Here is a 23,052-nt window from a genome sequence, read left to right as displayed (position 1 = left end):
GGCGTCGGCGCACCGCCGACTCCCCAATGAAGGGATTTCCCGGTGAGTTCGGAAGGTACCGTCAGCGTTCGATGCACCGGTGTGGCCGCGCGAGCGGTCGAGGTCGAGGTGCCGACCGACATCTGGCCGACCGTCGAGGAGTACCTGTCCGGCTTCGTCGCTGTGGAGCCGTCGAATTCCTCGGACGGACTGTGGCGGGTAGTGCTTTCCATGAAAACGGATACAACCCGGACATTGGGTGCGCATTATGGTGACTATGACGACACTCTTATCTGGCGGAAAATCGATGCCGAAAGGTGCGTGGTTCGCCTCACCGCGGACGCCTCCTCCGCCTATGCGCCGGTCCACGTGGTCCGCAACATTCGAACCCTGCTCCGCCTGGATGTGGCTCGATATGACGCGTCGGCGCTCTTCCTGCACGCCGGGATGGTCGCGTGGCGTGGGCACGGACTCGCGATCGCCGGTGGCAAGGGCAGCGGGAAGACCTCGACCGTTCTGGCCGCCGCCGCGGCCGGCGCGGATTTCGTCAGCAACGACGATCTCTCCCTCCACGAAGGGCCCGACGGCGCCGTCGGACACGGCTGGCCGCGGTCTGTCTCCGTCCGCCTCGACACCCTCGCCCCGCTCGGACTGACGCTCCCCGCCGACGCCGTCCACCCGTCGAACCGTCATCGCACGGACGCGCAGCTCCTGATGCCCGGCGAGATCGGCCGCATGCTCGGCTGCCGCATCGTCCCGAGCGCGCCGCTGAGGGCCATGATCTTCCCCTCGTTCACCGGCGACGACGCGTTCGTGCCGCGCCGGCTGGACGTGAAGGAGACGACCGAGCGGCTTCTCGCCAACCTGCTGACGCCACCGGTCAAGGACGACGAACTCCGCGCGCGGTTCGCCCCGCCGCCGACGGAGCGACTGGCCGACCGGGTGCGGCGTATCGCGGCTGGGGTGCCCGCCTTCGCACTCCGCCAGAGCCTGACCGGGCTGGGTTTCCGCACGGAGCTGGCGGGCATGCTCGACCAAGTGGTGACAGCGCAGTGAGCGGTGGCCGGGCCGACGACAGCGCACTGCGGCATGTGAGCAACATCTATTACGAAGGCCCGCACTACGACCGGCGTTACGCCACGTACACCCACGACATCGACTTCTGGTGCGACCTCGCCCGCGCCAACGGCGGTCCCGTCCTCGAACTCGCCGTCGGCACGGGCAGGCTGAGTCTCCCCCTCGCCCGCCTCGGTCTCGACGTGGTCGGCCTGGACGTGGCGCCCAGCATGATCGAGCAGGCGCTCGGCAAACGCGGACCGTCCGGCCCGCCGACGTTCCAGGTGGGCGACATGCGCTCTTTCGACCTGGGACGGAGCTTCTCCCTGGTGATGCTCGCGTGCAGCAGCGTCTGCCATCTGCTCTCCGACGAGGACGCGGTGAGCTGCTTCACCGCCGTCGCGGCACACCTGCGGCCGCGGGGCGTCTTCGCGCTCGACGTCGCGACACCGGCGCACGAGACCGCACGCGCCGACGGCGTCCTCAAGGACCGCTTCCGCTATCCCGACCCGGCGAGCGGCGGCGATGTCGCGGTGCGAGGCCGCCGCACGTACGACCCCGCCACCCGGTGCCTTACCGATGACATGGTCTACACGTTCACCGCGGACGGCAGGACCGAGTACGCGCACCGAACGAGCCGGATGTACACCGTCGGGCATCTGCGCCCTCTGCTGGCCCGCGCCGGGCTGCGCGTGGCGCGGACGTACGGGGACTTCGCCGGAAACCGGCTCACGGCAGACTCCACCACCCAGGTCCTCCTCTGCACGCCCGACTGATCGCCTTCCGGTTCTGAAGCCGCCTCGACGAGAGGAACACGACATGCTGTCCGAACTCGCCAGTTACCAGGTCGAATGGTCCGATCTGGACAAGGCCCACCAGAACAACGCCGCTTTCCTCGCCGCGCTGTCGGCGGACACCGACGCCCTGCGGCAGCTCGTCGACGGGGTGCGCACCGACCCGCGCCTGTGGGACATGTGCGAGCACAACCGACTCTTCGACAAGCTCGTGCTGCACGACGCCCCGGACCGCAACTTCCGGATCCGGCTGCACGTCTGGTCGAACATGGAGGTCGCCGCGCCGCACGACCACCGCTGGTCGTTCACCACCCGGCTGCTGACCGGCACCTACGACCACGTGCTCTACCACGTCGTCGAGGAGCCGGACGACGAGGCCGCCGCCCCCGCGTTCGAGCCTCGCTTCCGCACCACCGAACGCGCCGGTGACTCGTACACGATCCACCACGACGTGGTCCACGCCACGACCACGCAGGCACACACCGTCTCGCTGCTGGTACGAGGCCCGGCGGAGAAGAGCGTGTCGCGGCGGATGGACCCCGCCACCGGGAAGCTGTGGTTCGGCCTGGGCCGCAAGGACCAGACGGAGGCGGATGTCGCCAAGCGGCGGATGACGGTCGAGCGGTTCGAGGCCATCCGTGGCCAACTCGCCGACACCGGCCTCATCTAACCCCCCCCACTTCCAGGAATGGGGCTCTCCTATGAGTTTCTACGCGCCGCTGGTCGGCCGGGCGGAACGGAACATCACGCTTCCGCCCCTCACCGTTGAGTGGTACCGCGTCCGGCTGCGGGTGCGTACCGCCGACCCGTACGTCCACCGCTACCTCGCGAGCCAGCATCACACCGTCGCACCGGACGCCACCGCGCCGGAGCCGCTCCCGGTGGCCGATCTGTGGGTCCTCCTCGAACCCGACCCGCTCGCCGGACGGAACCCGGGCGCGCCGACAGGCCGCCGTCAGGCGTTCACCGGCGAGTGGTACACCGAACACCGGGGCGCCGACGGCGAAACGGTGCTGGTCTCACAGGACGCCACAACACACCCGCACACACTGATCACCCGGGACTTCCGGTCCTGGGTGCTGGCCGCGCCCCGGGCGGAGAGCCTCGGCCTCCTCGCCACCCGCACCGTACGGGAGCTGGTGCGCGAGGCGGCCGTCGCCGACGGCGCCCTGATGTTCCACGGAGCGGCGGCCCAACGCCCCAACGGACGCGGGGTGTTCCTCGTCGGCGACGCCGGGGCCGGGAAGACGTCCTCGGCGGTGTGGCTGGGCCGCGGAGGCGGCCGCGTGGTGGGCACCGACCGCACATTCCTGGCACCCACCGCGGCCGGATGGCGCGCCGTCGGTCTGCCGGTGTCCACACGGCTGGGCGCGGGCGCCGTCGCGGCGCTCGGCATCCTCGACGCGCTGCGCGGCCACGTCCCGGTCCGGGCCATCAACCCCTTCCGCGCGGGCGCGGGCGCCACTCCCGCCGGGCGGCCGGATCCCGGACCTCCCCCGGAAAAGGTCTGGCTGAGCAACAGCGAGGTCAACGACCTGCTCGGAGCTCCCTTCACCGCGGTCACCCATCCCGACACCCTCGTCGTCCTGGAACGGGCGGCGGCCGACGAGCCGGCCATCGCGCGCCTGGACGCCGCCGACGCGGCCACCGCGCTGCTCCCGTACCTGCTGGCCCCTGACCCCGACTACCGGAGCCGGTGGCTGGCCGCGGACCCGGCACCCGAGCGGGCGGAACCGGTACGGGCCGCACTGGCCGCACTGGTCCGTGAGCGGCCTGTCTTCCGCCTCCGGTGGAACCCGGCGCTCCACTGCGACGCCCGCGTCCACGACCTGGTGGCGGCGATGGACGCCACCGGGACCGCGGCGGTCGGCGCGTGAGCGCCTGGGAGGCGGACCCCGGCCGCACGGTGCCCGAGGTTGTCGAGGCGGCGTACGGCCTCCGGCCGATGGCCGTCGAGCGACTGGTACGCGAGAGCCCCAACGGCGTATGGCGGTTCACCACGGCGGACGGCCGCTACGCGCTCAAGCGGCTGGGGCGGCCCGGCCAGGAACGCTGGCTCGCGTTCCAGGACGCGGCCGTCACCCGGGCCGCGGCACACGGCGTACCGGCCGAACCGCTGCTGCGCACCCTGGACGGCCTCCCCACCGCCTCGGCGGCCGGTGCGCTCTGGCAGGTTCGCCGGTACGTGGGCGGCCGCCACTGCACCGACGGCGACGCCGCGGACCTGCGCGCCGCGGCCGAGACGATCGCCGCCGTCCACGCGGTGCCGCTCGACGGCCTGCCGGAGCCCGGCGCCAATCCGATCCAGGACATGGAGTTCTGGCTCGACGCCGAAGCGGGAGCCCTCGACGACCTCGGTGCCCTGGTGTCCGAGACCGCCGGCCCGGCCCTCTGGGAAGAGACGGCGGACGCCTACCGCGGCGCCTACGCCCGCGCCCGCGCCGAACTGGACCTGGCCGCCTACCAGGCACTGCCCGCCACCCTGACGCACGGCGAACTCGCCGGGTCCAACCTCGTCTTCGACGACCACGGCAAGCTGATCTCCCTCCTCGACTGGGACGGCGTCGACATCAGGCCACGCGTCTACGACCTGGCTCGGGCGCTGCTCTTCCTCGCCCGAGCCGGCCGGGGCAGTTTCCGCGTTCACCACGGCCTCGGGGTCGACCTGCTGCTCCGCGCCTCGGGCGGACATCCGCTGCGCCCCGCCGAATTGCGCGCCGTCGCCCCGATCCTGGAGCTGTACTTCGTACCGACCCCGCGCTACGTGGGGCAACTCGCGGCGAGCAGTCCCGCGACGCTGCGCTGGTACCTCGGCTGGGCCGCCGGTGGGGCGCGTGCCGTGCGCGCGAACGTACAGGGGGTCGTCGCCGAGCTGGGGGCGCACACCGGGCGGCAGTACGCCGACGGACGGGCCGTGCCGCTCCGGGGGCCTTCATGACCGCTGCGGCGTCGGCGGACAGGTCGACGGATTGTGTCCACGAACTGCTCGCGCGCACCGCCCGGACCAGGCCGGGCCACCCGGCCGTACGCGACCGCGATGGCGCCTGGTCGTACGCGGAGCTGGCCGAGCAGGCGCGGCGCGCGGCCGGGTGGCTCGACGGTCTCGGGGCCGGGCGCGGGACGCGGCTGCTGTGCGCGTTGCCCGGCGGCCGGGACTTCGCGGCGCTGCTCTTCGGCGCGGCCTCCCGCGGCGTCATCCTCGTACCCGTCGCCGAGGACGCCTCCGCCTACCAGCTGCGGCATCTGCTGGACGACGCGCGCCCCGCCGTGGTCGTCACCACCGCGCGCCGCGTCCAGGCGCTCGCCGCGCTGACCACCGTCCCGGTCACCGGCCCGCGCTGGGCCGGGACGCCGCCGGCCGAGGACCTCCCGGCGGCGCGCCCGGACGATCCGGCGCTGCTGCTCTACACATCAGGGACCACCGCGCGCCCCAAGGGCATCGTCTGCCCGCACCGCACGGTGGTCTGGGCCGCGCGCGCGATCGCCGAACGCGTCGGATACGGACCGACCGACATCGTCTACTGCCGGGTGCCGGTCTCCTTCGACTACGGCCTCTATCAGATCTTCCTCGCCGTGCTCGCCGGAGCCGAGGTGGTGTACCCGCCGGACACGGCATCCGCGCGCGAACTGATCGCGATCCGGGAGAGCAACGCCACGGTGGTGCCCGTCGTACCGACCCTCGCGCTGCTCCTGGCGCGGCTCGCGGCGCGCGACCGCCGCCCGACCGCGGTGCGTCTGCTGACCAATACCGGTGCCGCCCTCGTCGGGCCCGACGCCGCCCGGGTCCGCGCCGCCTTCCCGGGCGCCGCGCTGATCTGCATGTACGGCATGAGCGAATGCAAGCGGATCACGGTGGCAGCCCCGGACGAGGACCTCGTTCACCCCGGGACGGTCGGCCGCCCGCTGCGTGGGACGCGTCTCTTCCTCCTCGGCCCTGACGGCGTGCCGGTCCCGCCCGGCGCCACCGGCGAGATCGTCGTCGCCGGCCCTCATGTGATGGACGGGTACTGGGGCGAGGACGCCGCAGCACAGCAGCGCGACCGCTTCGTCACCGCGCCCGACGGTGCCGGACGGGCCCTGCGCACCGGCGACTTCGGGCGTCTCGACGCGGAGGGGCGGCTCTACTTCCACGGTCGGCGCGACGACCTGTTCAAGCGCCGCGGTCGGCGGATGAGCTGTCAGGAGGTGGAGAGCGCCGCCCTGGACGTCCCCGGTGTCGAGCAGGCGGTCTGCTGCCCCCCGGGCCCCGACGGGCGGCTGCGCCTCTGGATCACGGGCACCGCTCCGCCGGACGCGGTGCTCCGCGGCATCACCGCGCGCCTGGGGCCGGCCGGTTGCCCGGACACCTGCGTCCCTGTCCGGCGAATGCCGCTCACACCGAACGGAAAAATCAACAGAGCGGCACTGGAGAGAGGCAGACAATGACTGACCGTCAGTTCCTGGCCGAACTCGCCGCCAGATACGGCACACCGCTGTACGCCTACGACCTGGCGGCGGTACGCCGGGCGGCGACCGCGTTGCGCGAGGACCTTCCGGCCGGCGCGCGCACGTACTACTCGCTCAAGGCCAACCCGCATCCGAGGGTGGTCGAGGCGCTGCGCGCGGAGGGCTGCGAGGCCGAGGTGAGTTCGGTCGGCGAACTGCGCGCCGCCCGTGCCGCCGGACACACGCCGGACCGGCTCCTGTACACCGGGCCGGGTAAGTCCACCACCGCGCTGCGCGCCGCGCTGGCCGCCGGGGTGCGCACGTTCTCCGTCGAATCGGTGACCGACCGTGCCCGGCTCGACACCCTGGCCGGGGACGCGGGCGTCGTCTGTTCCTGTCTGGTCCGGCTCAACGGGCCGGCGGGCAGTGTGGGCGGCTCGCTGCGGATGACGGGCGGCGCCTCGCCGTTCGGGGTCGATGTCGCCGACACCGAGGCGGTCCGCTCGCTCCTGACACCGCGCGACCACACCCGCCCGGTCGGCCTGCACACCTATTTCGCCACCAATGTCGCCGACGAGGACGGGCTGCTGGCCGAGTTCGACCAGGCGGTGCGGACGTCGGCGGCCGTCTGCCGGGACACCGGCTTCGTCCCGAGCCTGCTCAACCTCGGCGGCGGTTTCGCCGCGCCGCAGGGGGTGCCGGGCGAGCCGGGCCGCCACCCCCGGCTGGCCGCGGCCGTCGGGGGCGCCCTCGCGGACCATTTCCCCGGCGCGCAGACACGCGGCACGCGGCTCGCCTTCGAGTCGGGCCGCTACCTGGTGGCCGCTGCCGGAACCCTCGTCACCGAGGTGCTCGACGTGAAGGAGGCCCGCGGGCGGACCTTCGCCGTCCTGGACGCGGGGGTCCACACCCTCGGCGGTCTGTCCGGCCTGGGGCGGCTGCGGGCGCCCGACGCCCGGCCGTACGGGCTCGGCCGCTCCCCGGACGGCGCACGGACCGCCGAGCCGTCGCCGGTCTCGCTGGTGGGCCCGCTGTGCACGCCCCTCGACGTGCTCAACCGGTCCGCCGATGTCGGGGACGCCCGCGCCGGTGACCTGTTCGCCGTGCCGAACGTCGGCGCGTACGGCCTGACCGCCAGCCTGGTCGGGTTCCTGAGTCATCCGCTGCCCGTCGAGGTCGTCCACGACGCCGGGACGGTCACATCGGTCCGACGCCTCGGGCTGGGGGAGACGAGCCTATGACACGGAGAGAAGGGGTACCGGTGCCCGACAGCGACGTGGCAGAGGTGGTGGCCGTGCTGCGCGAGCACGCGGCCGACGTGGACGCGCGCAGCCGCTTCCCGACCGAGAGCTTCGCCCATCTGCGACGCAGCGGCTACCTCGGCCTCCTCGTCCCCGAGGCGTACGGAGGGATGGGTGCGGGCCTCGCCGAATTGACGGCGCTGGCACAGGAGTTCGCCGGGGGGTGTCTGTCGACTGCGATGAGCTGGGCCATGCACTGCCAGCAGACCGACCTCGTCGTCCGGCACGCCACACCGGAACTGCGGGCCCGGCTGCTGCCGCGGATCGCCGCCGGTGAGGTCTACCTCGCGTCGGTCACCACCGAGGCCGGCAAGGGCGGGCATCTGCTCTCCGCCCAGGACGCCCTGCGGGCGGCCGACGGCCTCGCTCTCGACCGCGAGGCGCCGGTGGTCACCGGGGGCATGCACGCGGACGGTTTCCTCATCACCATGCGCGACGGGCCCGACGCCGCGGAACACGAGGTGACGCTCGTCTACGCCGACAGGGAGGACCTCAAGATCGAACAGACCGCCACCTGGAGGACCATGGGCATGCGCGGCACGCACAGCGTGGGGGTGCGGCTCACCGGGCGGGTGGCACCGGACTGTGTGATAGGGGAGCGGGGCAAGTTCCGCCAGGCGGCGGCGGACAGCATGGTGCCGGTCGGGCACCTGGCGTGGAGTGCCTGCTGGCTGGGCGCCGCGCGCGCGGCGTTCGCCCGGCTCGTCCGTTGGATCACGGCGCACGGTCAGAAGCCCGGCGGCCCGGACCCCGCCTCTCCGCTCGTCCAGGAACGCGTCGCCCGGATCCGGCTGGAACTGGAGCTGGTCAGCGCGTATCTGGGGAAGGTCACCGACGAGGTGGGCCGGATCCGGGCCCGGGACGGCCGGCTCGACCTTCCCGCCGTCCAGATCCATCTGAACACCCTCAAGCTCGCCGCGTCCGAGCTGACGTTCCGTGCCGCGGACAGGATGGTGCAGCTCGCCGGGCTCGCCACCGGCTACGGCTCCGCCTCGCCGCTGCCGCTGGAGCGCACCTTCCGTGACCTGCGGTCCGCCGCCCTCAACTACTCCAACGACCGGCTGTGGACCGCCAACGGCACGCTCTCCTGGGCGGACCGCGCGGTGACGCTGCTGTAAAGGCGGAACGACGTGACGCGTGTCCGGACCGCTACGGGGCCCTCACGGTTCCGCCCGCGCTGTGAAGTCGCACGGAGCGGGCGTCCGCAGCCGCTCGCGGATGTCCCCGCTCCACACGAGCCGCCGCCCCGGTCCGCCGCCCGCGCTTGCCAGCCACTCCGGGCCGGCATGGGCGGCGAGTTCCAGCTCCTCGACGATGCGGCTGCCGAAGAGGGTGTCGGTGTGCGCGCCCACCCAGGCGATCGGATCGGCCAGCCCGTACGCTCCGACGGCGGTGGCGACCGCCGCGCGTATCTCCGGAGGCTGCTGCGTCCAGTGGCGGAGAATGTCCACGAACTGCGCCAGCGAGACGTCCTTGCGCCGTGCGGTCCGTACGGTCCAGCCCTCTCGGAACACGTGCAGGCAGAGGAAGAGAAAGGTGTGCACCGGCGACAGTGTGGGCACGGTGACCTCGTCGGTGACGGCGGTCGGCACCACACCGTCCATCACCGCGTCCATCGGCACCTGCCACTCGCTGCCGTGCCAGGTCAGGCTGTTGGCGACATCCACCGCCACGTCCGGCACGCACAGGTCGCCGGTGAGGCGGTGGAAGTGCGGCCAGTGGTCCGGCGACAGCCGGTACATCAGCTCGTCGCTCCGGGCGAGGGGCCTGAGTGCCTTGGTCCCGGGGTCGAAGTCGGTGCTCGCCGTGAACCCGGCGTCCAGCAACGCCGCACGGACCGACTCACGATCGGCGGGAGCGATCATCAGGTCGATGTCGTTGAAGTTCCGGATGCCGGGCACGTCATAGAGGCTGTTCTGGAGCACCACCCCCTTGGTGAAGGCCAGGGTGACGCCCGCGTCCGCCAGCGTCGCGGCCAACCGAGCGGCCTCCGTGGTGAGGAAGTGGGCGTGGTACTCGTTGTAGCGGAGGGCGGACATGACCGGCGCGCGCAGACGCGCCGGGAGGTCGCGCCGCAGCCCGTGGCGGTTGAGGAACGCGGCGAGCGCGGCCAGCAGGCCGTGCCGCATCGCCTGCTCGACGAGCCGTCCGTGGTCGAAATCCGGGCGTTTGATCAGCTCCGCTCGTTCGTCCGGCGGCGTGTCGAGCCCCTGATGGGTGGCGAGCAGTTCGACAAAGCTCCACACCGCGTCATCGGGCCGCCCTGTCGCCGACGGGCCGTCTTGCACTGTCACGTGAATTCCTCCGTTGCTCGAACTGTTCGCGCGCCCTGCCCAACGGGGTGGGCGGCAGGGTGAATTTCTTCGCGAATCTTCCTCCGCCCCTCCCCGAGGCACGGCCTTCGCGCATTTTCGGTACGGTCCGCACACTCGCGCGCCTCCGCTGCGGAGAGAAAAGGAGGCAGTGAAATGTTTGGCGTGCCCGGCAATTGAGGAAACATGCGACGGACGGCCCTCGCGACCGGCTGTGGCCACGCCCGCGAAAAAAGAGCTGCCTGGCGCCTCTGTGCTGTCTTCGCCCGTAGAGGAATTCTGTAAAGCGCGTGACGTTTTTCCTGAACACGGCTCGAAGTTGTTGCCGGCAAGGAGCGGAGAGACAAGCCCGACGCTCCCGCCGCGTGTCGGGACCGGGCGCAGCCGATCGGGCACACGCTGTCGGCGGGCACCGGCCCGGCCCTCGCTCGGATACGGAACGTACCCCGCTTCACCGCTCTGAGCTGGGATTTTCCTCGATCTGCTCGTTGAGTTTCGTGTCCAGCAGGTGCACGATCCGGTCGATGGTCGCGAAGTACTCCAGGCTGATCTCGTCGTCCGCGAAAGTGAGTTGGAACTCGTCCTCCAGCGCTAGCGTCAGCTGAATGCTGGTCAGAGAATCGAGGCCGTGGTCCGCCAGGAGATCGGCGCTCGGAAACTCGGCCGGCTTGTCCAGTGCATTGCCGACCTGCTGTCGCACCTTGTCGACTATGTCGCTTCTGTTCATGAGGTCCTCACGGTCGTTCTTCATTGATCCCGGCCGCCGTGCGCTGACGCGCAATACATGTACCAGTGGACGAGGATACGGTGACGATAACTGGGTTGCAATGCCTGGAAGTTGTCGACGGCGGGTATGTATGATGCCCGAATCCATCTACCCGGACAATCCAGGGCGGACGCATGAGTGGGGCATTTCGCGCCGACAGTGCGCCGGTGGGCGTGAGCGGATTCGGCGCACGGATGCCGACCGGTTGTCCCCCGTTCTCCCGCAGACCTCTCCTCAGCCGCCGGATCAGGACGACGGCGACGCGGAGTTCCTCCGGCCATCGGGTGGTCCACCTCGTGGCGACGCCCCTGTCGGCCCGGACGCCACACGGCCGTGTGAGTTCCCGGCGGCCGTCGCCGCGCCACCGTCGGCCCCGCGCTCCAGCCGGAGGCGACGGGCCCGTCCCGCCCCGGCGACTGCCACGACCCGGTCTCGGCCGCTCCCGCCGCCCCAGCCCCCGCGTGGGCCCCGTGCAAGGACCCAGTGAGGAGGCACGCCATCAGCACCGACAGCCCGGACCCCGCGAGCGGCGCCGCCGCGGACCGGCAACGCTTCACGTCGCGCCGGAGCGACGGCCCGCGGTACGCCGCCTTCGACCTGGACGGCACCCTGCTCGACGCGGAGGGCCTGGTCCCGCGATCGGTGGTGGCCGGAGTCTCCCGGCTGCGGCGACATGGCCTCCTGCCCGTGCTCGTCACCGGACGGTCGCTGCCGTCGTTCAGGCGGCTGACGGACATCGGCCCGTTGCTCGCCCTCTGCCACCCTGAAGTGCTGCTGGAGGAAGGCGATCTCGTGTTCGACCGAACCGAGGAAAGCCACCGTCCGACAGCGGCGATACCGCCGTGTGCGGTGGACCGCGTGCGACGTGACTGCGTGGACGTCGTCGCGTCGAGCGACGGCCGTCTCCTCGCGTCCACCCGGCGGGCGGCCGTCGCGTATGCCATGGCCTACGGCATTCCGCGGGACGCCGTCGGAATCGGAGCGCCGACCGGGGCCAGCACCCGGCTGGTGGTGTTCGGCGAGCCTCCGCCGGAGCTGTCCGGTACGGAGCGGCGCGCGCTCCGCGCGTTCGGTGCCACCCTGCTCACGGCGGCCGGGCGGGGCAAGGCCGTCGGCCTGAGCGCCCTGCTCGCCGTACGGTTCGGCGAACGCGACCTCTCCCGGGTGGTCGCCTTCGGAGACGGCGACAACGACGCCGGCCTGCTGGCCGCCGCCCGCCTCGGCGTCGCGGTCCTCGGCTCCTCGGCCGCGGCGCGCGCCGCCGCTCGCCTGCGTCTGGAAGAACCCCTGGGCGCCTATCTGGCGGCGATGGCCCTGCCGGAGCCCGGACGGGCCGATGCCCCGTGACCGGGCGCCCTGACCCCGCCACGCGCCCGGAGCACGACGCGCCGCAGCACCGCCCGCCACGGTCCCCGCGCCGCCCGGGCCACGTCGCAGGAGGGCCGGGCAGGGCGGAGGACGCCATGCCGAGGAGCCGGACGGCATCACCGTTCCGTTTACCGAAGACGTCACAAGGGAGCGTGCGCTGCGAACATGGACGAGAAGACACATCTGATGCGGGCGGGCGCGATGACCGGGACCGCTGAACTCCTGTCCGAGCGGATACGGTTGCTGCGCATGGCGCTCGGCGCCCGCCCCGCGGCCCTGACCGCGGCCCTCGTGGCCGGTCACACGCTGACCATGCTGTGGCCCACCCTCAACGCCCTCGCCACCGGTTGGCTGGCCGCCGAGGCGGCGGCCGTACTAGGCAGCGGTGCCTCGCTCGCCTCCGTCGGCTGGCCGCTGGCGGTGCTCGGCGCGCTCCTCCTCGCCGACGAGGTCTCCGTCGCCTTCCGTGACAGCATCCAGCGGCTGGTGGCCGGACGTCTGGACGGCGAAGCCCTGCGCGAGACGCGCCGCCTCATCCTCGGAGCACAGGACGCCACACTGCCGCTCACTCAGGCCGACGACATCAGCCGCGCCTCGGACATCGGTCTCGACGCCCGCCGTTCACCGGGCGCGGCCGCCGTCGGCCAGCTCACGCTGATGTTCCGACTGCTGTCCGCCGTCGTCGCCACCGCCCTGCTGGCACGGTTCTTCCCGCTCACGGCCGTTGTGCTGCTCGCCGCCTCGCTGACGGCCCGCGCCACCGTGCGCCGCCAGTGGATGGGCCTGGCCGCGGTCAGCAACGCCCGCGAGAGCGAGGCGCGGCGTACGCAGTACTGGTCGGAGATCAGCGCGGGCCGGGCGGCCGCCAAAGAGGTACGGCTGTTCGCCCTGGGCGGCTTCGTGGTCCGCCGACGCACCCGCGAGGCGCTGTCCTGGGCCAGTGACGTCTGGCTGACCCGCCGCATGGTCCTGTCGCGGCAGTGGATCACCATCGGCCTGGCTCTCGCCTCGGCCGCCCTGGGCATGGGTGTCCCCGGACTGGCGGCCCTCCACGGCGAACTGAGCACCGGGGAACTCGTCACCTGCCTCGTCGCGGTCACCGTCGTCTTCCGCATCAGCTCGATGGGCATGGAGGCGTACGACATCACGCACGGCCTGGAGGCGGTGCGCGCCCTCGACGCGCTGCGGGCCAAGGCCGCGCCGGGCGCCGCCGCGCCGGGCGCCGCCGCGCTTGCGCCCGCAGCCGGTGGGGCGCCTGCCGACATCCGGTTCGAGGGGCTGAGCTTCCGGTACCCCGGCTCGCGACGGCCCGTCCTCGACCGCCTCGACCTGCGTATCCGGTCCGGTGAGACGCTGGCGATCGTCGGCGACAGCGGCGCGGGCAAAACCACACTCATCAAGCTTCTCGTGGGCCTGTACACCCCGACGGCCGGTCGCATCACCGTCGACGGCGTCGACCTCGCCCTGCTCGACGACGAGGAGTGGCGACGCCGGATCGGCGTTGTCTTCCAGGACTTCAACCGATACCCGCTCAGCCTCGCCGACAACGTCTCCCTCGGCGCGCCCGAGCACCGTGCCGACCACGACGGAGTCGCCCGTGCCCTGCGGCGCGCCGACGCCGCGGTCCTGGCCGACGGCCTACCGGCGAAGGAGGCCACCCGGTTGTCCGCCGAGTTCCACGGCGGCGTGAACCTCTCCGGCGGGCAGTGGCAGCGCCTGGCCATCGCCCGCGCCCTCTTCGCCACCGACCACGGCCGCGACCTCCTCGTCCTCGACGAGCCGACGGCCCACCTCGACGTCGCGTCGGAGGCCGAATTCCACGAGCGGGTCACGGCCGCCGCCGAGGACACCACCGTCGTCCTCATCTCGCACCGGCTGTCCACGGTCCGCCGGGCCGACCGCATCGTGCGGATCGCCGACGGCAGGGTCGTGGAGGAGGGCAGCCACGACGCGCTGATGACGGCGAACGGCGGTTACGCCCGGCTCTTTCGCCTCCAGGCGGCCAGGTTCGGCAAGGGCCCTGCCGGGGTGCCGCCCCCCGCGCCCGGCCTCGAAGCGACCGATGACCAGGACCGCGACGCCACGCGGGCAGCGCCATGAGTTCCGAGGCGGACGGCTGAAAGCCCCCCTCGCACCCCTCGGACGCTCATCCCTACGAATGGCTGGACCAGACGATGACCAATGTAAGGACCACCGGAACCGGGCACCTGGCCGGGCGCGGTGCCGTCCTGCGCCACCTCATACGCCTGACCTGGCGCACGGACCGCACGATGACACTGCTGCTGACCGCGCTGATGCTCAGCCAGACGGCCGCGGTGGCCCTCACCGGCCTGAGCCAGCGCTGGCTCGTGGACTCCGTGGGCCTGGAGGCGTTCGCCGGAGTCGTGGCCGCGGTCGCCGCCGGGGCGGCCGGCTACGCGCTGACCGCCGCCTGCGGACGCGTTCAGGCGAACATCCTCATCGACCTCTCGGACCGCGTGGACGTCAAGATCAACGAGGAGGTGCTGACGTCGATCGCCACCATCCCCGCCATCGACCACCTGGAGACACCGGAGTACCTCAACCGCCTCGGCGTGCTGCGCCGAGGCACCAGAGCGCTGTCCGCCTCCGCCTGGCGGCTGGCCGACGCGTGCGCCACCGTCACCAGCGTGGTGATCTCCGTATGGCTGCTCATGGACGTCTCCCCCCTGATGGGCCTCCTCGCGCTGCTGACGCTGCCACCGCTGTGGACCGGCCACCGCGCGCAGGCCGTGCTCCGTGAGGCCCGGGACGCCGGCGCCGAACACCAACGCCTGGAGCGCGCGCTGCACGAACTGTGTGTGGACGCCGGAACCAGCCAGGAGGCGCGGATCACCGGCGCGGGCCCGGTCCTCGACGAGGAGGCCGACCGGGCCTGGACGGCCTCCGTCCGCACGCTCTACAGCGCCGACCTGGTCGCTTCCTGCTGGAGGCTGGCGGGATGGGCCTGCTTCACCGCCAGCTACCTCGGTGCCCTGGCGCTCGTCCTGCACCTGGTGCTCCAGGGCTCCGCGACCCTGGGCGACCTCATGCTCGCTCTCACCCTGGGCAGCAGGCTCCGCTCCCAGGTCCGCATCACGGTCGACAGCCTCGGCAAGGTCTCCGAGGCGGGCCAAGCCCTCACGCACTACCTCTGGCTGCGTGCCTACGCCCAGGACTCCGCCCGCCCCGGCGCCACCGCTCCGCACACGCTCACCGACGGCATCCGTCTGGAGAAGGTGTCCTTCACCTACCCCGGCGCCGATGGACCCGCGCTGAGCGACATCGACCTGACGCTCCGGCCGGGAACCACCGTCGCCCTCGTGGGCGACAACGGCGCGGGCAAGTCCACCCTGGTGAACCTGCTCACCGGGATGCACGAGCCGACCGGGGGAATCATGACCGTCGACGGGATCGCGTCGGCCGGACTCTCGCCGGAGAGCTGGCGCGACCGCTGTACGGGAGCGTTCCAGGACTTCGTCGCCTTCGAACTGCCCGTCCGTGAGAGCGTCGCCATCGGCGCACCGGGAGACAGCACCGCGCCCCCGGACACGGTGGCGGACGCGCTGCGACGCGCGGGCGCGGACCGGTTCGTCGCGGCCCTCCCGGACGGGAGTGCGACCCAACTCGGCCGCGTCCACGGTGGCGTCGAGCTGTCCCGGGGACAGTGGCAGCGCATCGCGCTCGCCCGCGCCTTCGTCCGCCGCGACGCGGCTCTGATGGTCCTCGACGAACCCACGGCCGCACTCGACCCGCAGGCCGAACACGACCTGTACGAGCGGTTCACCCACGAGACCGAGGGCCGGGGCGACGGCATCAGCCTGCTGGTCACACACCGCTTCTCCACCGTGTACATGGCGGACCACATCGTCGTTCTGGAGAAGGGCCGCGTCATCGAGCAGGGCGCGCACGACGTCCTCATGGAACGGCGAGGCCGCTACTGGAAGCTGTACACCACCCAGGCGCGCGGCTACGCGCTCTCGGAGGCCGAGCAGACGGAAGACCGATGACGGCGGACGCGGCACACCCGCCCGCGGTCCGTCACGTCGCCTTCGACGGTGCCCGCCACGGAACCCACGGCCTGACCTGGAGCCAGCTGCGCTTCCGGCGCATGATGCTGGATCACCCCGAGGGCCGGCACATCTACGTACCGCTGCACCTGGCGTTGCCGGGGGACCTGCGCCCGGGGACCGAGGAGACGCTGCGCTGCCTGCGCGCCGTGGTGGTCCGCCACGACGCGCTCCGGACCACGTACGGAGCGGACGCGGCGGGCGATCCCGTACAGACCGTCGCGGGCGAGGGCAGCCTGCCCGTCGAGATCTGGCCGGTCCCGGAGACGGGGGCGGCCGGTGTGCACCGGTACCTGTACGAGGGGATGCGGGAGAAGATCTTCACCCTGCGCGCGCGTCCGCTCCGCGTCGCGCTGTTCACCGAGGGCGACACGGTCCGGCGCGTGGCCCTCCTGTTCAGCCCGATCACCCTGGACGACTGGGGTCTCAGCCTCGTCAAGGAGGAGCTGCTCGTCCTGCTGCGGGGCCGGGAGGGCGCGTTGACACCGCATCCCTGGCAGCCGGCGCGGCAGTACTCCTGGGAACAGGGCCCCGAAGGGCAGCGCCGCTCCGAGGGCGCGATGGCCTACTGGGCGCGCCTGTTGACGCTGCCCGCACCGCCGCTCTTCCCGGACCACCACGGCGCCGCGCCGTCCGGCAGCCATGGCTTCCACGAGACGGTCTTCGAATCGCCCGCCGTGTCGCGGGCGGCGCGCGAGGTGGCCGGGCGGTACCGGACCTCCGTCTACACGGTACTGACGGCGGCCGTCCTCGCCGCGCTCTCGGCGCGGTCCGGCACGGCGCACCACCACTTCGGCACCTATGTCCACAACCGTTTCGCGCCTCGCTCGCGCGGCATGGTCGGTCCGTTGTCCCAGTCCGTCACCGTCGGAGTCGAGGCGGGCGGCAAGAGCTTCGAGGACGTGATCGGCGCGACGGCCCGGGCGTTGCTGCCCGCGTACCGCAACGCGGCGTACGACCCGGGCGCCCTGGACGCGCTGCGCGAGCGGCTGCGGGAGGAGACCGGTGAGCCTGCCGCCCCGCGGCTGTTCCTCAACCTCACCAACAGCAGGGCCGCGCCGGGCGACCCGTTCCCCGGGACCGGGGATCCGGTGGAGGAGCCCATGGCGCGCTCCCGCTTCCGCCGGATCGCCCAGCCGGTGCCGGGCTGGACCGATCTGTACCTCGGTATCCGTCCCCACCGGGGCTACACGGGATTCTTCGCTCGCGGTGACGGCCGGGCCGTGACCCGCCCCACCACCGAGACACTGCTGCGCAGCATCGAGACACTGCTCGTCGCCGCGGGCGGAGGGCGGCGGCTCACTGCGGCCGACCTGCGCGCGATCGGGGGCTCCTGACGGGTGACACCGACGGGCCCTCGAAGTCGCCGGCGCCACCCGCAGGGGTCCCGTACGGGCGTGCGGACCGAGAGGGAGGGCGACGCGGCACAGCATCTCCCTTTGGCGCGCCGTTACTTGGCGGCACCGGCCGTGGAACGGCGCAGGTCGTGCGAGATGCGCATCCGCCGACGTGCCTCGGCGCGGTCGACGGGGTGGGCGTCGTCCCACTCGATCGCCTTGCGCATCAGTGCGGAGAGCGCCGGGTCGACGCTCTCCAGATAGCCCGGTTCCCGCATGTAGGAGTAGGAGGTCTGGCCACCGGTCTCCTCCTCCATGGACTGGACGTTCATGTGGAGGGTCCGGCGGAACAGGCCCGGTTCGCACGAACCCCGGTGCACCATGTGGTGGTTCATGTAGATGACGTCACCGGCTTCGCATTCCACTCGCACCTCGCCGTCCAAGGGAGCGGAGCTGTCGGTAGTGACCGCCGCGCGTTCGGCATCGGTCAGTGGCCGCCGGTGTGAGCCGGGGATGGCCCGGAACGAGGTGTCAGCGGCCAGGCAGACATTGAACTGCACGTGCAGGGAACCACCGGACGGATCGTACTGCTCATTGTCGTGCTGGTCCTTGTGCCAACCGAGTTCATAGCTCGTCCGCTCCGGCGACCACAGCAGGTGCGCTGCCCAGAAACGCAGATTCGGCCCCAGGACGGCGTGGCTGAATTCCATGAACTTCGCGTGCCCGAAGATCGCGCCCAGTTCCCTTTCGTACAGCCGGGGCGCGAACATGTTGTCCACCCCCCAGGTGTCCAGCGCGCCTTCCGTCCGGTCGGTGTAACGGGGAACGGTCGGGGCACCGAAGGACTGCGGGTCGGCGCGAACCTTGCTGACGACGCGCTCGCTGGCGGCGAGCATCCGCGCGACCTCATCGGGCCGGAAGACATCTCGCATCACGGTGAACCCCTGAACGGCGAACCGCTCCACGTGGGCTTCCAGGTTCTTCTCAGCAGCTGTCGCAACCATGATGAGCCGTCGCCTCCGTGTCGGAACGATCGATGACCGGAGCATTCTAACTTCGGAGGGTGAACTTGTCCCAACCTTCCCTGTGTCAAGGATTGTTGAAGTCAAATGGCTGCCGGAAGACGGCTTATACGGGGAGGGTTCGAGGAATTGTTTCGCGGCGATGGGCGATTGTGCGGGCCCAAGGGGGGGCACATGCCCGCTTTTCCGCGACGGGATTCCGGTGGGCCAGGGCGAACGGGCCGGCCGAGGGTGCTCGCAGTCCTTGAAGAAGGTGCCCGTGCCTCGGGCGAGTGTTTTGGTCGCCATCTGCCCGGAAGTCCTCGGATACCGATGCCGACGGATTGCTGACCGTCAGCGGTCCGAGACCTACGTGACCGGGGAAGGCTGCGCTGAGCCGCTCCTGTGTCGGGAACCAGGGGTGGGTGAGGCGCTGGAGGAACGCCTCCGGGCGCGCGGCCGGCGGGTCGTGCCGTCCGTGGTCCTGCCGCCGGCGGCTATGACGCGGTGGTATCGGGTGCTCGCCGGGCCCGGTGGTCGGATTCGGGGGTCAGGGCAAGGTCGGTGGCCGGATCGGTGGGGCCGTCGGCGGTGCGCCGGTCCAGGATGCACGTCAGCAGGGGGCCGGCCATCGCCGTGGTCACCACCGCCATCACCACCATGAGCGCGTACAACTCCTTGTCCAGGAAGCCTAGTTGCAGCCCCAGGTTGAGCACGATCAGCTCGGTCAGCCCGCGGGTGTTCATCAGGGTGGCCAACGCGGCGGACTGCCGTGGTGGCATCCGGTTCGCCCGGGCGGCGGCGAACGCGCCCAGGAACTTTCCGCCCACCGCCACCAGCATGATCAGACCCAGGTCGCCGAGGCCGGCCGCGTCGACCCCGGACAGGTCGACCTGGAGGCCGGCGACGAGGAAGAACACCGGCAGCAGCAGAGTCCCGCTCATCTGCCCGAGCCGTTCGTTCACATCGGTGCGCAGCTGCTCGGTGCCGGAACGCGGCAGCACCACGCCGAAGAGGAACGCGCCGAAGATGTAGTGCAGGCCCAGCCACTCGGTGGCGGCGGCGGACAGCAGCAGCCCGCCGAGGAGAAAGGCGAAGAGCGTGGGCGTGAGGCGCGGCGTCTCACGCCGTTCGACCGCCCGGCGCAGCAGAGGGCGTACCAGGAACAGCATGGCGAGCAGGAACGGAACGGCGAGCAGGATCCGCCACTGGTCGGGGCCGGCCGAGCCGCTGATGGCGACGACGACGGCGAGCAGTGACCAGGCGAGGACGTCATCGATGGAGGCGCAGGCCAGTGCCACCACCCCGAGCGGGGTACGGGACATGCGCCGGTCGGTGAGGATGCGGGCCAGGACCGGGAACGCGGTGATCGACATGGCGATGCCCATGAAGAGGATGAACGACGTCCGGTCGCCCTGACCATGACTGTCCGTCAGATGCAAGCCGAGCAGGGTGCCGAGCCCGAAGGGCAGGAGGATCGAGCAGATCGCCACACTGGGTGCGATCGCTCCGCTGCCGCGGATCAGGGCCGCGTCCCACTCCAGGCCCACGATGAACATGAAGACCGCGACGCCCACCGCGGCCAGCGCGCTGAGCAACGGCCGGGTGGAGGAGGGGAAGAGGGCGTCGGAGACCGCCCCGTGGAAGAGAGTGGGGCCGAGCGCGATACCGGCGAGGACCTCGCCGATCACGGGCGGCTGGCCGAAACGCCGTGCCAGTGCCCCCAACGCCCGGGCGAGAAGCACCATGACGGCGAGACCGGCGAGCAAGGACGAGGTCTGTTGCGTGGTCATGAGGTGTGTCTCCGTTCGTATCGCGCCCCCGCCCCCCTCGGTGGCGGAGGCGAAGGGGTGGCCGATCGATGCGAGGGAAGGGGCCGCGCGGCCTCCTGGTGCGGACCGCGTACCGCGACCGGATCCGCATCCTGGATGCCGTGTCCGCGCACGCGATCAGCGACGGCCCGTTTCAGCCGGGCGGCCCCGATCGGCGCGGCACGCCGTGTGTCTCTCGCCGTGCGCACCTACCGCAAAGACAGCTACCGACAGGCTCATGAGCGCAGTGGATCACGCCTTCGCCGCCCCGGTCCATGGGAGTTGACGAGTTACATCGAGGTACGGGGCAACCACGAGCGTGGGCAGCAGAACCGCGTGCACGAGGCGACCGAGCGGAGGCGGAGGCATCAGCCGGAGCCGTCGACCAGCCGTCCGTCGCAGGGCACCCGGACGGCCACACGCGGCAGTGGGGCGCCCCTGACCTCGGGTTCGCGCCACTCGTCGGCCGGGATGAACACGATGCGCACGACGAGCGCCGTGCCCCGTCGCTCCACCCCGATCGCGTGGGACCGGATGGTCAGCCCCGGCTCATGGCCCCACGTGCGCCGGCGCCGACCACACCCCCGGCCGCTTCGGGCGCATCTCCTCGCGGGCCGGCCGGGTCCTGTCGTGGACGGTCCGGGCCACCTCTTCGCCGTCCCGCGCGGCCCCGAACCCGCGCCGGCGGGCGCGGCCGGTCGGGCGGTGCGGTCGTGGCCGGGGTACTGCCGGGTCAGGCGCGGTCGCGGGGGGACTCGACGGCACGTTCCGCGTTCTTCTCCTTGATGCGGGCCGCTTCCTTACGGACCTCCGCCTGCGTGGCGCGTTCCCGTACCAGCCACTCCGGGCTGTCCGACTTCAGCGCGTCGATCTGTTCTGTGGTGAGGGCGTCCGTCACGCCGCCGCGGGCGAGGCCGGCGATGGAGATGCCCAGCTTCGCCGCGACGACCGGGCGGGGGTGGGGACCGTTGCGACGGAGGGTCGCCAGCCACTCGGGCGGGTCGGTCTGCAGTGCGTTCAGCTCGTTGCGGGAGACGACGCCCTCCTGGAACTCGGCGGGGGTGGCCTCCAGGTACACGCCCAGCTTCTTCGCCGCGGTCGCGGGCTTCATCGTCTGGACGGTGGTCTTGTGCGATGTCATGAAGTCAAGCCTAACGAGCCTGTGAGCGGCCTCTGACCACGGCCGGTAACCTGGCCGGGTGACAGGCACGGACACACCTCCTTCATTCAGGCTCTCCTACGTACCGGGGGTGACGCCCGGCAAGTGGGTACGGATCTGGCACGAGCGGCTGCCCGACGTCCCCCTGGATCTCGCCGGGGTTTCCGCCGCCGAGGCGCCCGACGTGCTGCGGGGCGGTGGCGCCGATGCCGGGCTCGTGCGGCTGCCGATGGACCGGACGGGGCTCAGCGCGATTCCCCTCTACACCGAGACGACCGTCGTGGTGGTGGCCAAGGACCACCTGGTGACCGCCGTCGAAGAGGTCTCCGTCGCGGATCTCGCCGACGAGGTGGTGCTGCACCCGCTCGACGACACCCTGGAGTGGGAGCGGCTGCCCGGGCGTCCCGCGATCGAGCGGCCCGCGACGACGGAGGACGCCGTCGAGCTGGTGGCGGCGGGGGTGGGGGTGCTCGTGGTCCCGCAGTCCCTGGCCCGGCTGTACCACCGCAAGGACCTCACGTACCGGCCGGTGACGGATGCCCCCGAGTCGCGCGTGGCGCTGTCGTGGCTGGAGGACGGGACCACCGACCTGGTGGAGCACTTCATCGGGATCGTCCGGGGGCGGACCGTCAACAGCACACGGGGGCGCCCCGCGCCCGCCGCGCAGCCGAAGGCACCCTCGAAACAGTCGAAGCCGCCGTCCAAGGGCGCGGGGCGGGGCGGCTCGGTACGGAAGTCCGGTGCCGGTAAGCCGGCCAAGGGCGGCGCCAAGCGGGGAAAGCCGCGTCGCCGGTCCTGAGCGGTGGCTGTAGGAAGTGGCTGCCGCAGGTCGCCGTAGGAAGCACCTGCCGCGGGACCGGTGCCCCCCCGTACCGGCGGAAGCCGCCCGGCGCCTCCGCCGGGCGGGGGCATGCGGGAGCCCCCCCGGCTCAGATCGTCATCGCCTCCTGTATCCAGCGGTTGACGCGGTACGGCAGCCACCACTCCACCCCGCCGACCGCGAGCACGAGTCGCTCCTCGCGGAAGTCGGCGAGCGCGTCCGACGGCACCGCCGAGGCGGGAGCCCCGTACGCCAGGCTTCCGATCGCTTCCTGGTAGTGCGGCTCGTCCACCGTGAAGCGGCGGAGGTCCCCCCAGCGGCGGTCGCGGATCTGGACGAAGCCCGGGCCCTGGCGCCAGAGGAACTTGCCGAGGTAGTGGCCGTTGCGCCAGGTCCGCAGCGCGTCGTCCGCCGTCGCCGGGGCCACCCCCTCGATCCGCTGCGGCGGCTGGAGGTGGCTCAGGAGGCGGCCGATGTCCTCGGCGGCCGTCGGGCCCCCGTCCGGATCGGGCCGCAGGTCCCACTCGACGAGCACAGCGCGTGCCGTCAGGTCCCTGACCAGGCTGAGGGCCCGTACGGTACGGGCCGCGGCGTCCGGTGTTCCGGTGTCCGCGAGATCCACGACGCCGGACAGCCGGACACGGCGCGCGCCCAGTTCCCACAGCCGGTCGCACTCCTCGGCGACGGGGCCGGTCAGCGCGATGTCGCCGAGGAACATCCCCGGCAGCGCGCAGGCGACGGGGTCGTAGTCACGCCAGACGGCGGCGGACGGGGTGAGGGTGGGGCTGGGACTCATCGGACTGGCCTCCGGGTACGCCTGCTCGGTCGGACGACGGTGGGACGGCGAGGTGGAAGA

Annotated in this window: 19 protein-coding genes; 13 read left to right on the top strand and 6 right to left on the bottom strand. The window is 72.0% G+C overall.

Translation table 11 applies throughout. The annotated features are described in order from the left end of the window. Positions 1–42 precede the first annotated feature (42 nt). The 8 genes from ACFY6S_RS02635 to ACFY6S_RS02600 are packed head-to-tail and all read left to right on the top strand — an operon-like array spanning position 43 to position 8,673. Positions 43–1,035 carry a hypothetical protein gene (locus tag ACFY6S_RS02635; RefSeq protein WP_388821751.1) on the top strand — a complete coding sequence of 331 codons (993 nt, stop codon included), beginning with the start codon at positions 43–45 and terminating at the stop codon, positions 1,033–1,035. A gap of 35 nt (positions 1,036–1,070) precedes the next feature. Continuing rightward, the gene (locus tag ACFY6S_RS02630) at positions 1,071–1,811 is read left to right on the top strand and encodes a class I SAM-dependent methyltransferase (protein ID WP_389461258.1); all 741 of its coding nucleotides are present in this window, start codon (positions 1,071–1,073) and stop codon (positions 1,809–1,811) included. 43 nt (positions 1,812–1,854) lie between these two features. Continuing rightward, positions 1,855–2,499 (top strand): hypothetical protein, encoded by a 645-nt coding sequence (locus tag ACFY6S_RS02625; protein WP_388821745.1) that lies wholly within the window; start codon positions 1,855–1,857, stop codon positions 2,497–2,499. Between the two features lie 31 nt (positions 2,500–2,530). Continuing rightward, the gene (locus tag ACFY6S_RS02620) at positions 2,531–3,706 is read left to right on the top strand and encodes a hypothetical protein (protein ID WP_388821742.1); all 1,176 of its coding nucleotides are present in this window, start codon (positions 2,531–2,533) and stop codon (positions 3,704–3,706) included. Beyond that, positions 3,703–4,767, top strand: coding sequence for a phosphotransferase enzyme family protein (locus ACFY6S_RS02615; RefSeq protein WP_388821739.1), 1,065 nt, complete (start codon positions 3,703–3,705; stop codon positions 4,765–4,767). The genes ACFY6S_RS02620 and ACFY6S_RS02615 overlap by 4 nt, the downstream gene beginning before the upstream one ends. Then, entirely contained in the window at positions 4,764–6,254 is a 1,491-nt protein-coding gene (locus tag ACFY6S_RS02610) for a class I adenylate-forming enzyme family protein (protein WP_388821736.1), read from the top strand. The genes ACFY6S_RS02615 and ACFY6S_RS02610 overlap by 4 nt, the downstream gene beginning before the upstream one ends. After that, the gene (locus ACFY6S_RS02605; RefSeq protein WP_388821733.1) at positions 6,251–7,495 is read left to right on the top strand and encodes a type III PLP-dependent enzyme; all 1,245 of its coding nucleotides are present in this window, start codon (positions 6,251–6,253) and stop codon (positions 7,493–7,495) included. Before ACFY6S_RS02610 ends, ACFY6S_RS02605 begins: the two co-directional genes overlap by 4 nt. 20 nt (positions 7,496–7,515) lie before the next feature. After that, entirely contained in the window at positions 7,516–8,673 is a 1,158-nt protein-coding gene (locus ACFY6S_RS02600; RefSeq protein ID WP_388821730.1) for an acyl-CoA dehydrogenase family protein, read from the top strand. Positions 8,674–8,715: 42 nt separating this feature from the next. Here the strand turns inward: ACFY6S_RS02600 and ACFY6S_RS02595 are convergent, their stop codons facing one another. Both ACFY6S_RS02595 and ACFY6S_RS02590 read right to left on the bottom strand, forming a co-directional pair. After that, positions 8,716–9,849, bottom strand: coding sequence for a nucleotidyltransferase family protein (locus ACFY6S_RS02595; protein WP_388821727.1), 1,134 nt, complete (start codon positions 9,847–9,849; stop codon positions 8,716–8,718). A 469-nt stretch (positions 9,850–10,318) separates the two neighbouring features. Beyond that, positions 10,319–10,567, bottom strand: a complete 249-nt coding sequence (locus ACFY6S_RS02590; protein ID WP_388821724.1) for an acyl carrier protein — start codon at positions 10,565–10,567, stop codon at positions 10,319–10,321. 549 nt (positions 10,568–11,116) lie between these two features. Here ACFY6S_RS02590 and ACFY6S_RS02585 point away from each other — a divergent pair. The 4 genes from ACFY6S_RS02585 (at position 11,117) to ACFY6S_RS02570 (ending at position 17,405) form a co-directional block, all read left to right on the top strand. Next, positions 11,117–11,980 (top strand): HAD family hydrolase, encoded by an 864-nt coding sequence (locus ACFY6S_RS02585; protein ID WP_388821721.1) that lies wholly within the window; start codon positions 11,117–11,119, stop codon positions 11,978–11,980. A gap of 186 nt (positions 11,981–12,166) precedes the next feature. Continuing rightward, the gene (locus tag ACFY6S_RS02580; protein WP_388821718.1) at positions 12,167–14,101 is read left to right on the top strand and encodes an ABC transporter ATP-binding protein; all 1,935 of its coding nucleotides are present in this window, start codon (positions 12,167–12,169) and stop codon (positions 14,099–14,101) included. Positions 14,102–14,175: 74 nt separating this feature from the next. After that, positions 14,176–16,008, top strand: a complete 1,833-nt coding sequence (locus tag ACFY6S_RS02575) for an ABC transporter ATP-binding protein (protein WP_388821715.1) — start codon at positions 14,176–14,178, stop codon at positions 16,006–16,008. Beyond that, entirely contained in the window at positions 16,005–17,405 is a 1,401-nt protein-coding gene (locus ACFY6S_RS02570) for a condensation domain-containing protein (RefSeq protein WP_388821712.1), read from the top strand. Before ACFY6S_RS02575 ends, ACFY6S_RS02570 begins: the two co-directional genes overlap by 4 nt. Positions 17,406–17,518: 113 nt before the next feature. Here ACFY6S_RS02570 and ACFY6S_RS02565 read toward each other — a convergent pair whose 3' ends face one another. The 3 genes from ACFY6S_RS02565 to ACFY6S_RS02555 form a co-directional block, all read right to left on the bottom strand. Beyond that, positions 17,519–18,409 carry a phytanoyl-CoA dioxygenase family protein gene (locus tag ACFY6S_RS02565; protein WP_388821709.1) on the bottom strand — a complete coding sequence of 297 codons (891 nt, stop codon included), beginning with the start codon at positions 18,407–18,409 and terminating at the stop codon, positions 17,519–17,521. Between the two features lie 494 nt (positions 18,410–18,903). Further along, entirely contained in the window at positions 18,904–20,199 is a 1,296-nt protein-coding gene (locus tag ACFY6S_RS02560) for a cation:proton antiporter (RefSeq protein ID WP_388821707.1), read from the bottom strand. 751 nt (positions 20,200–20,950) lie between these two features. Then, a complete protein-coding gene (locus ACFY6S_RS02555; protein WP_388821701.1) occupies positions 20,951–21,358 on the bottom strand; it encodes a DUF5997 family protein in 408 nt (135 codons plus the stop codon). Positions 21,359–21,416: 58 nt separating this feature from the next. On the opposite strand from ACFY6S_RS02555, the gene ACFY6S_RS02550 reads away from it, so the two are divergent. After that, positions 21,417–22,175: a LysR substrate-binding domain-containing protein gene (locus tag ACFY6S_RS02550; RefSeq protein ID WP_388821698.1), complete on the top strand. Its 759-nt coding sequence runs from the start codon at positions 21,417–21,419 to the stop codon at positions 22,173–22,175. Between the two features lie 130 nt (positions 22,176–22,305). Here the strand turns inward: ACFY6S_RS02550 and ACFY6S_RS02545 are convergent, their stop codons facing one another. Next, a complete protein-coding gene (locus tag ACFY6S_RS02545; RefSeq protein WP_388821695.1) occupies positions 22,306–22,992 on the bottom strand; it encodes a DUF5825 family protein in 687 nt (228 codons plus the stop codon). Positions 22,993–23,052: the final 60 nt, after the last annotated feature.

The sequence above is a fragment of the Streptomyces sp. NPDC012835 genome (genome assembly GCF_042900885.1).
Lineage (GTDB): Bacteria > Actinomycetota > Actinomycetes > Streptomycetales > Streptomycetaceae > Streptomyces.
The sequence above is the reverse complement of the archived record's forward strand: the minus strand, read 5'-3'. Positions and strand labels throughout refer to the sequence as shown.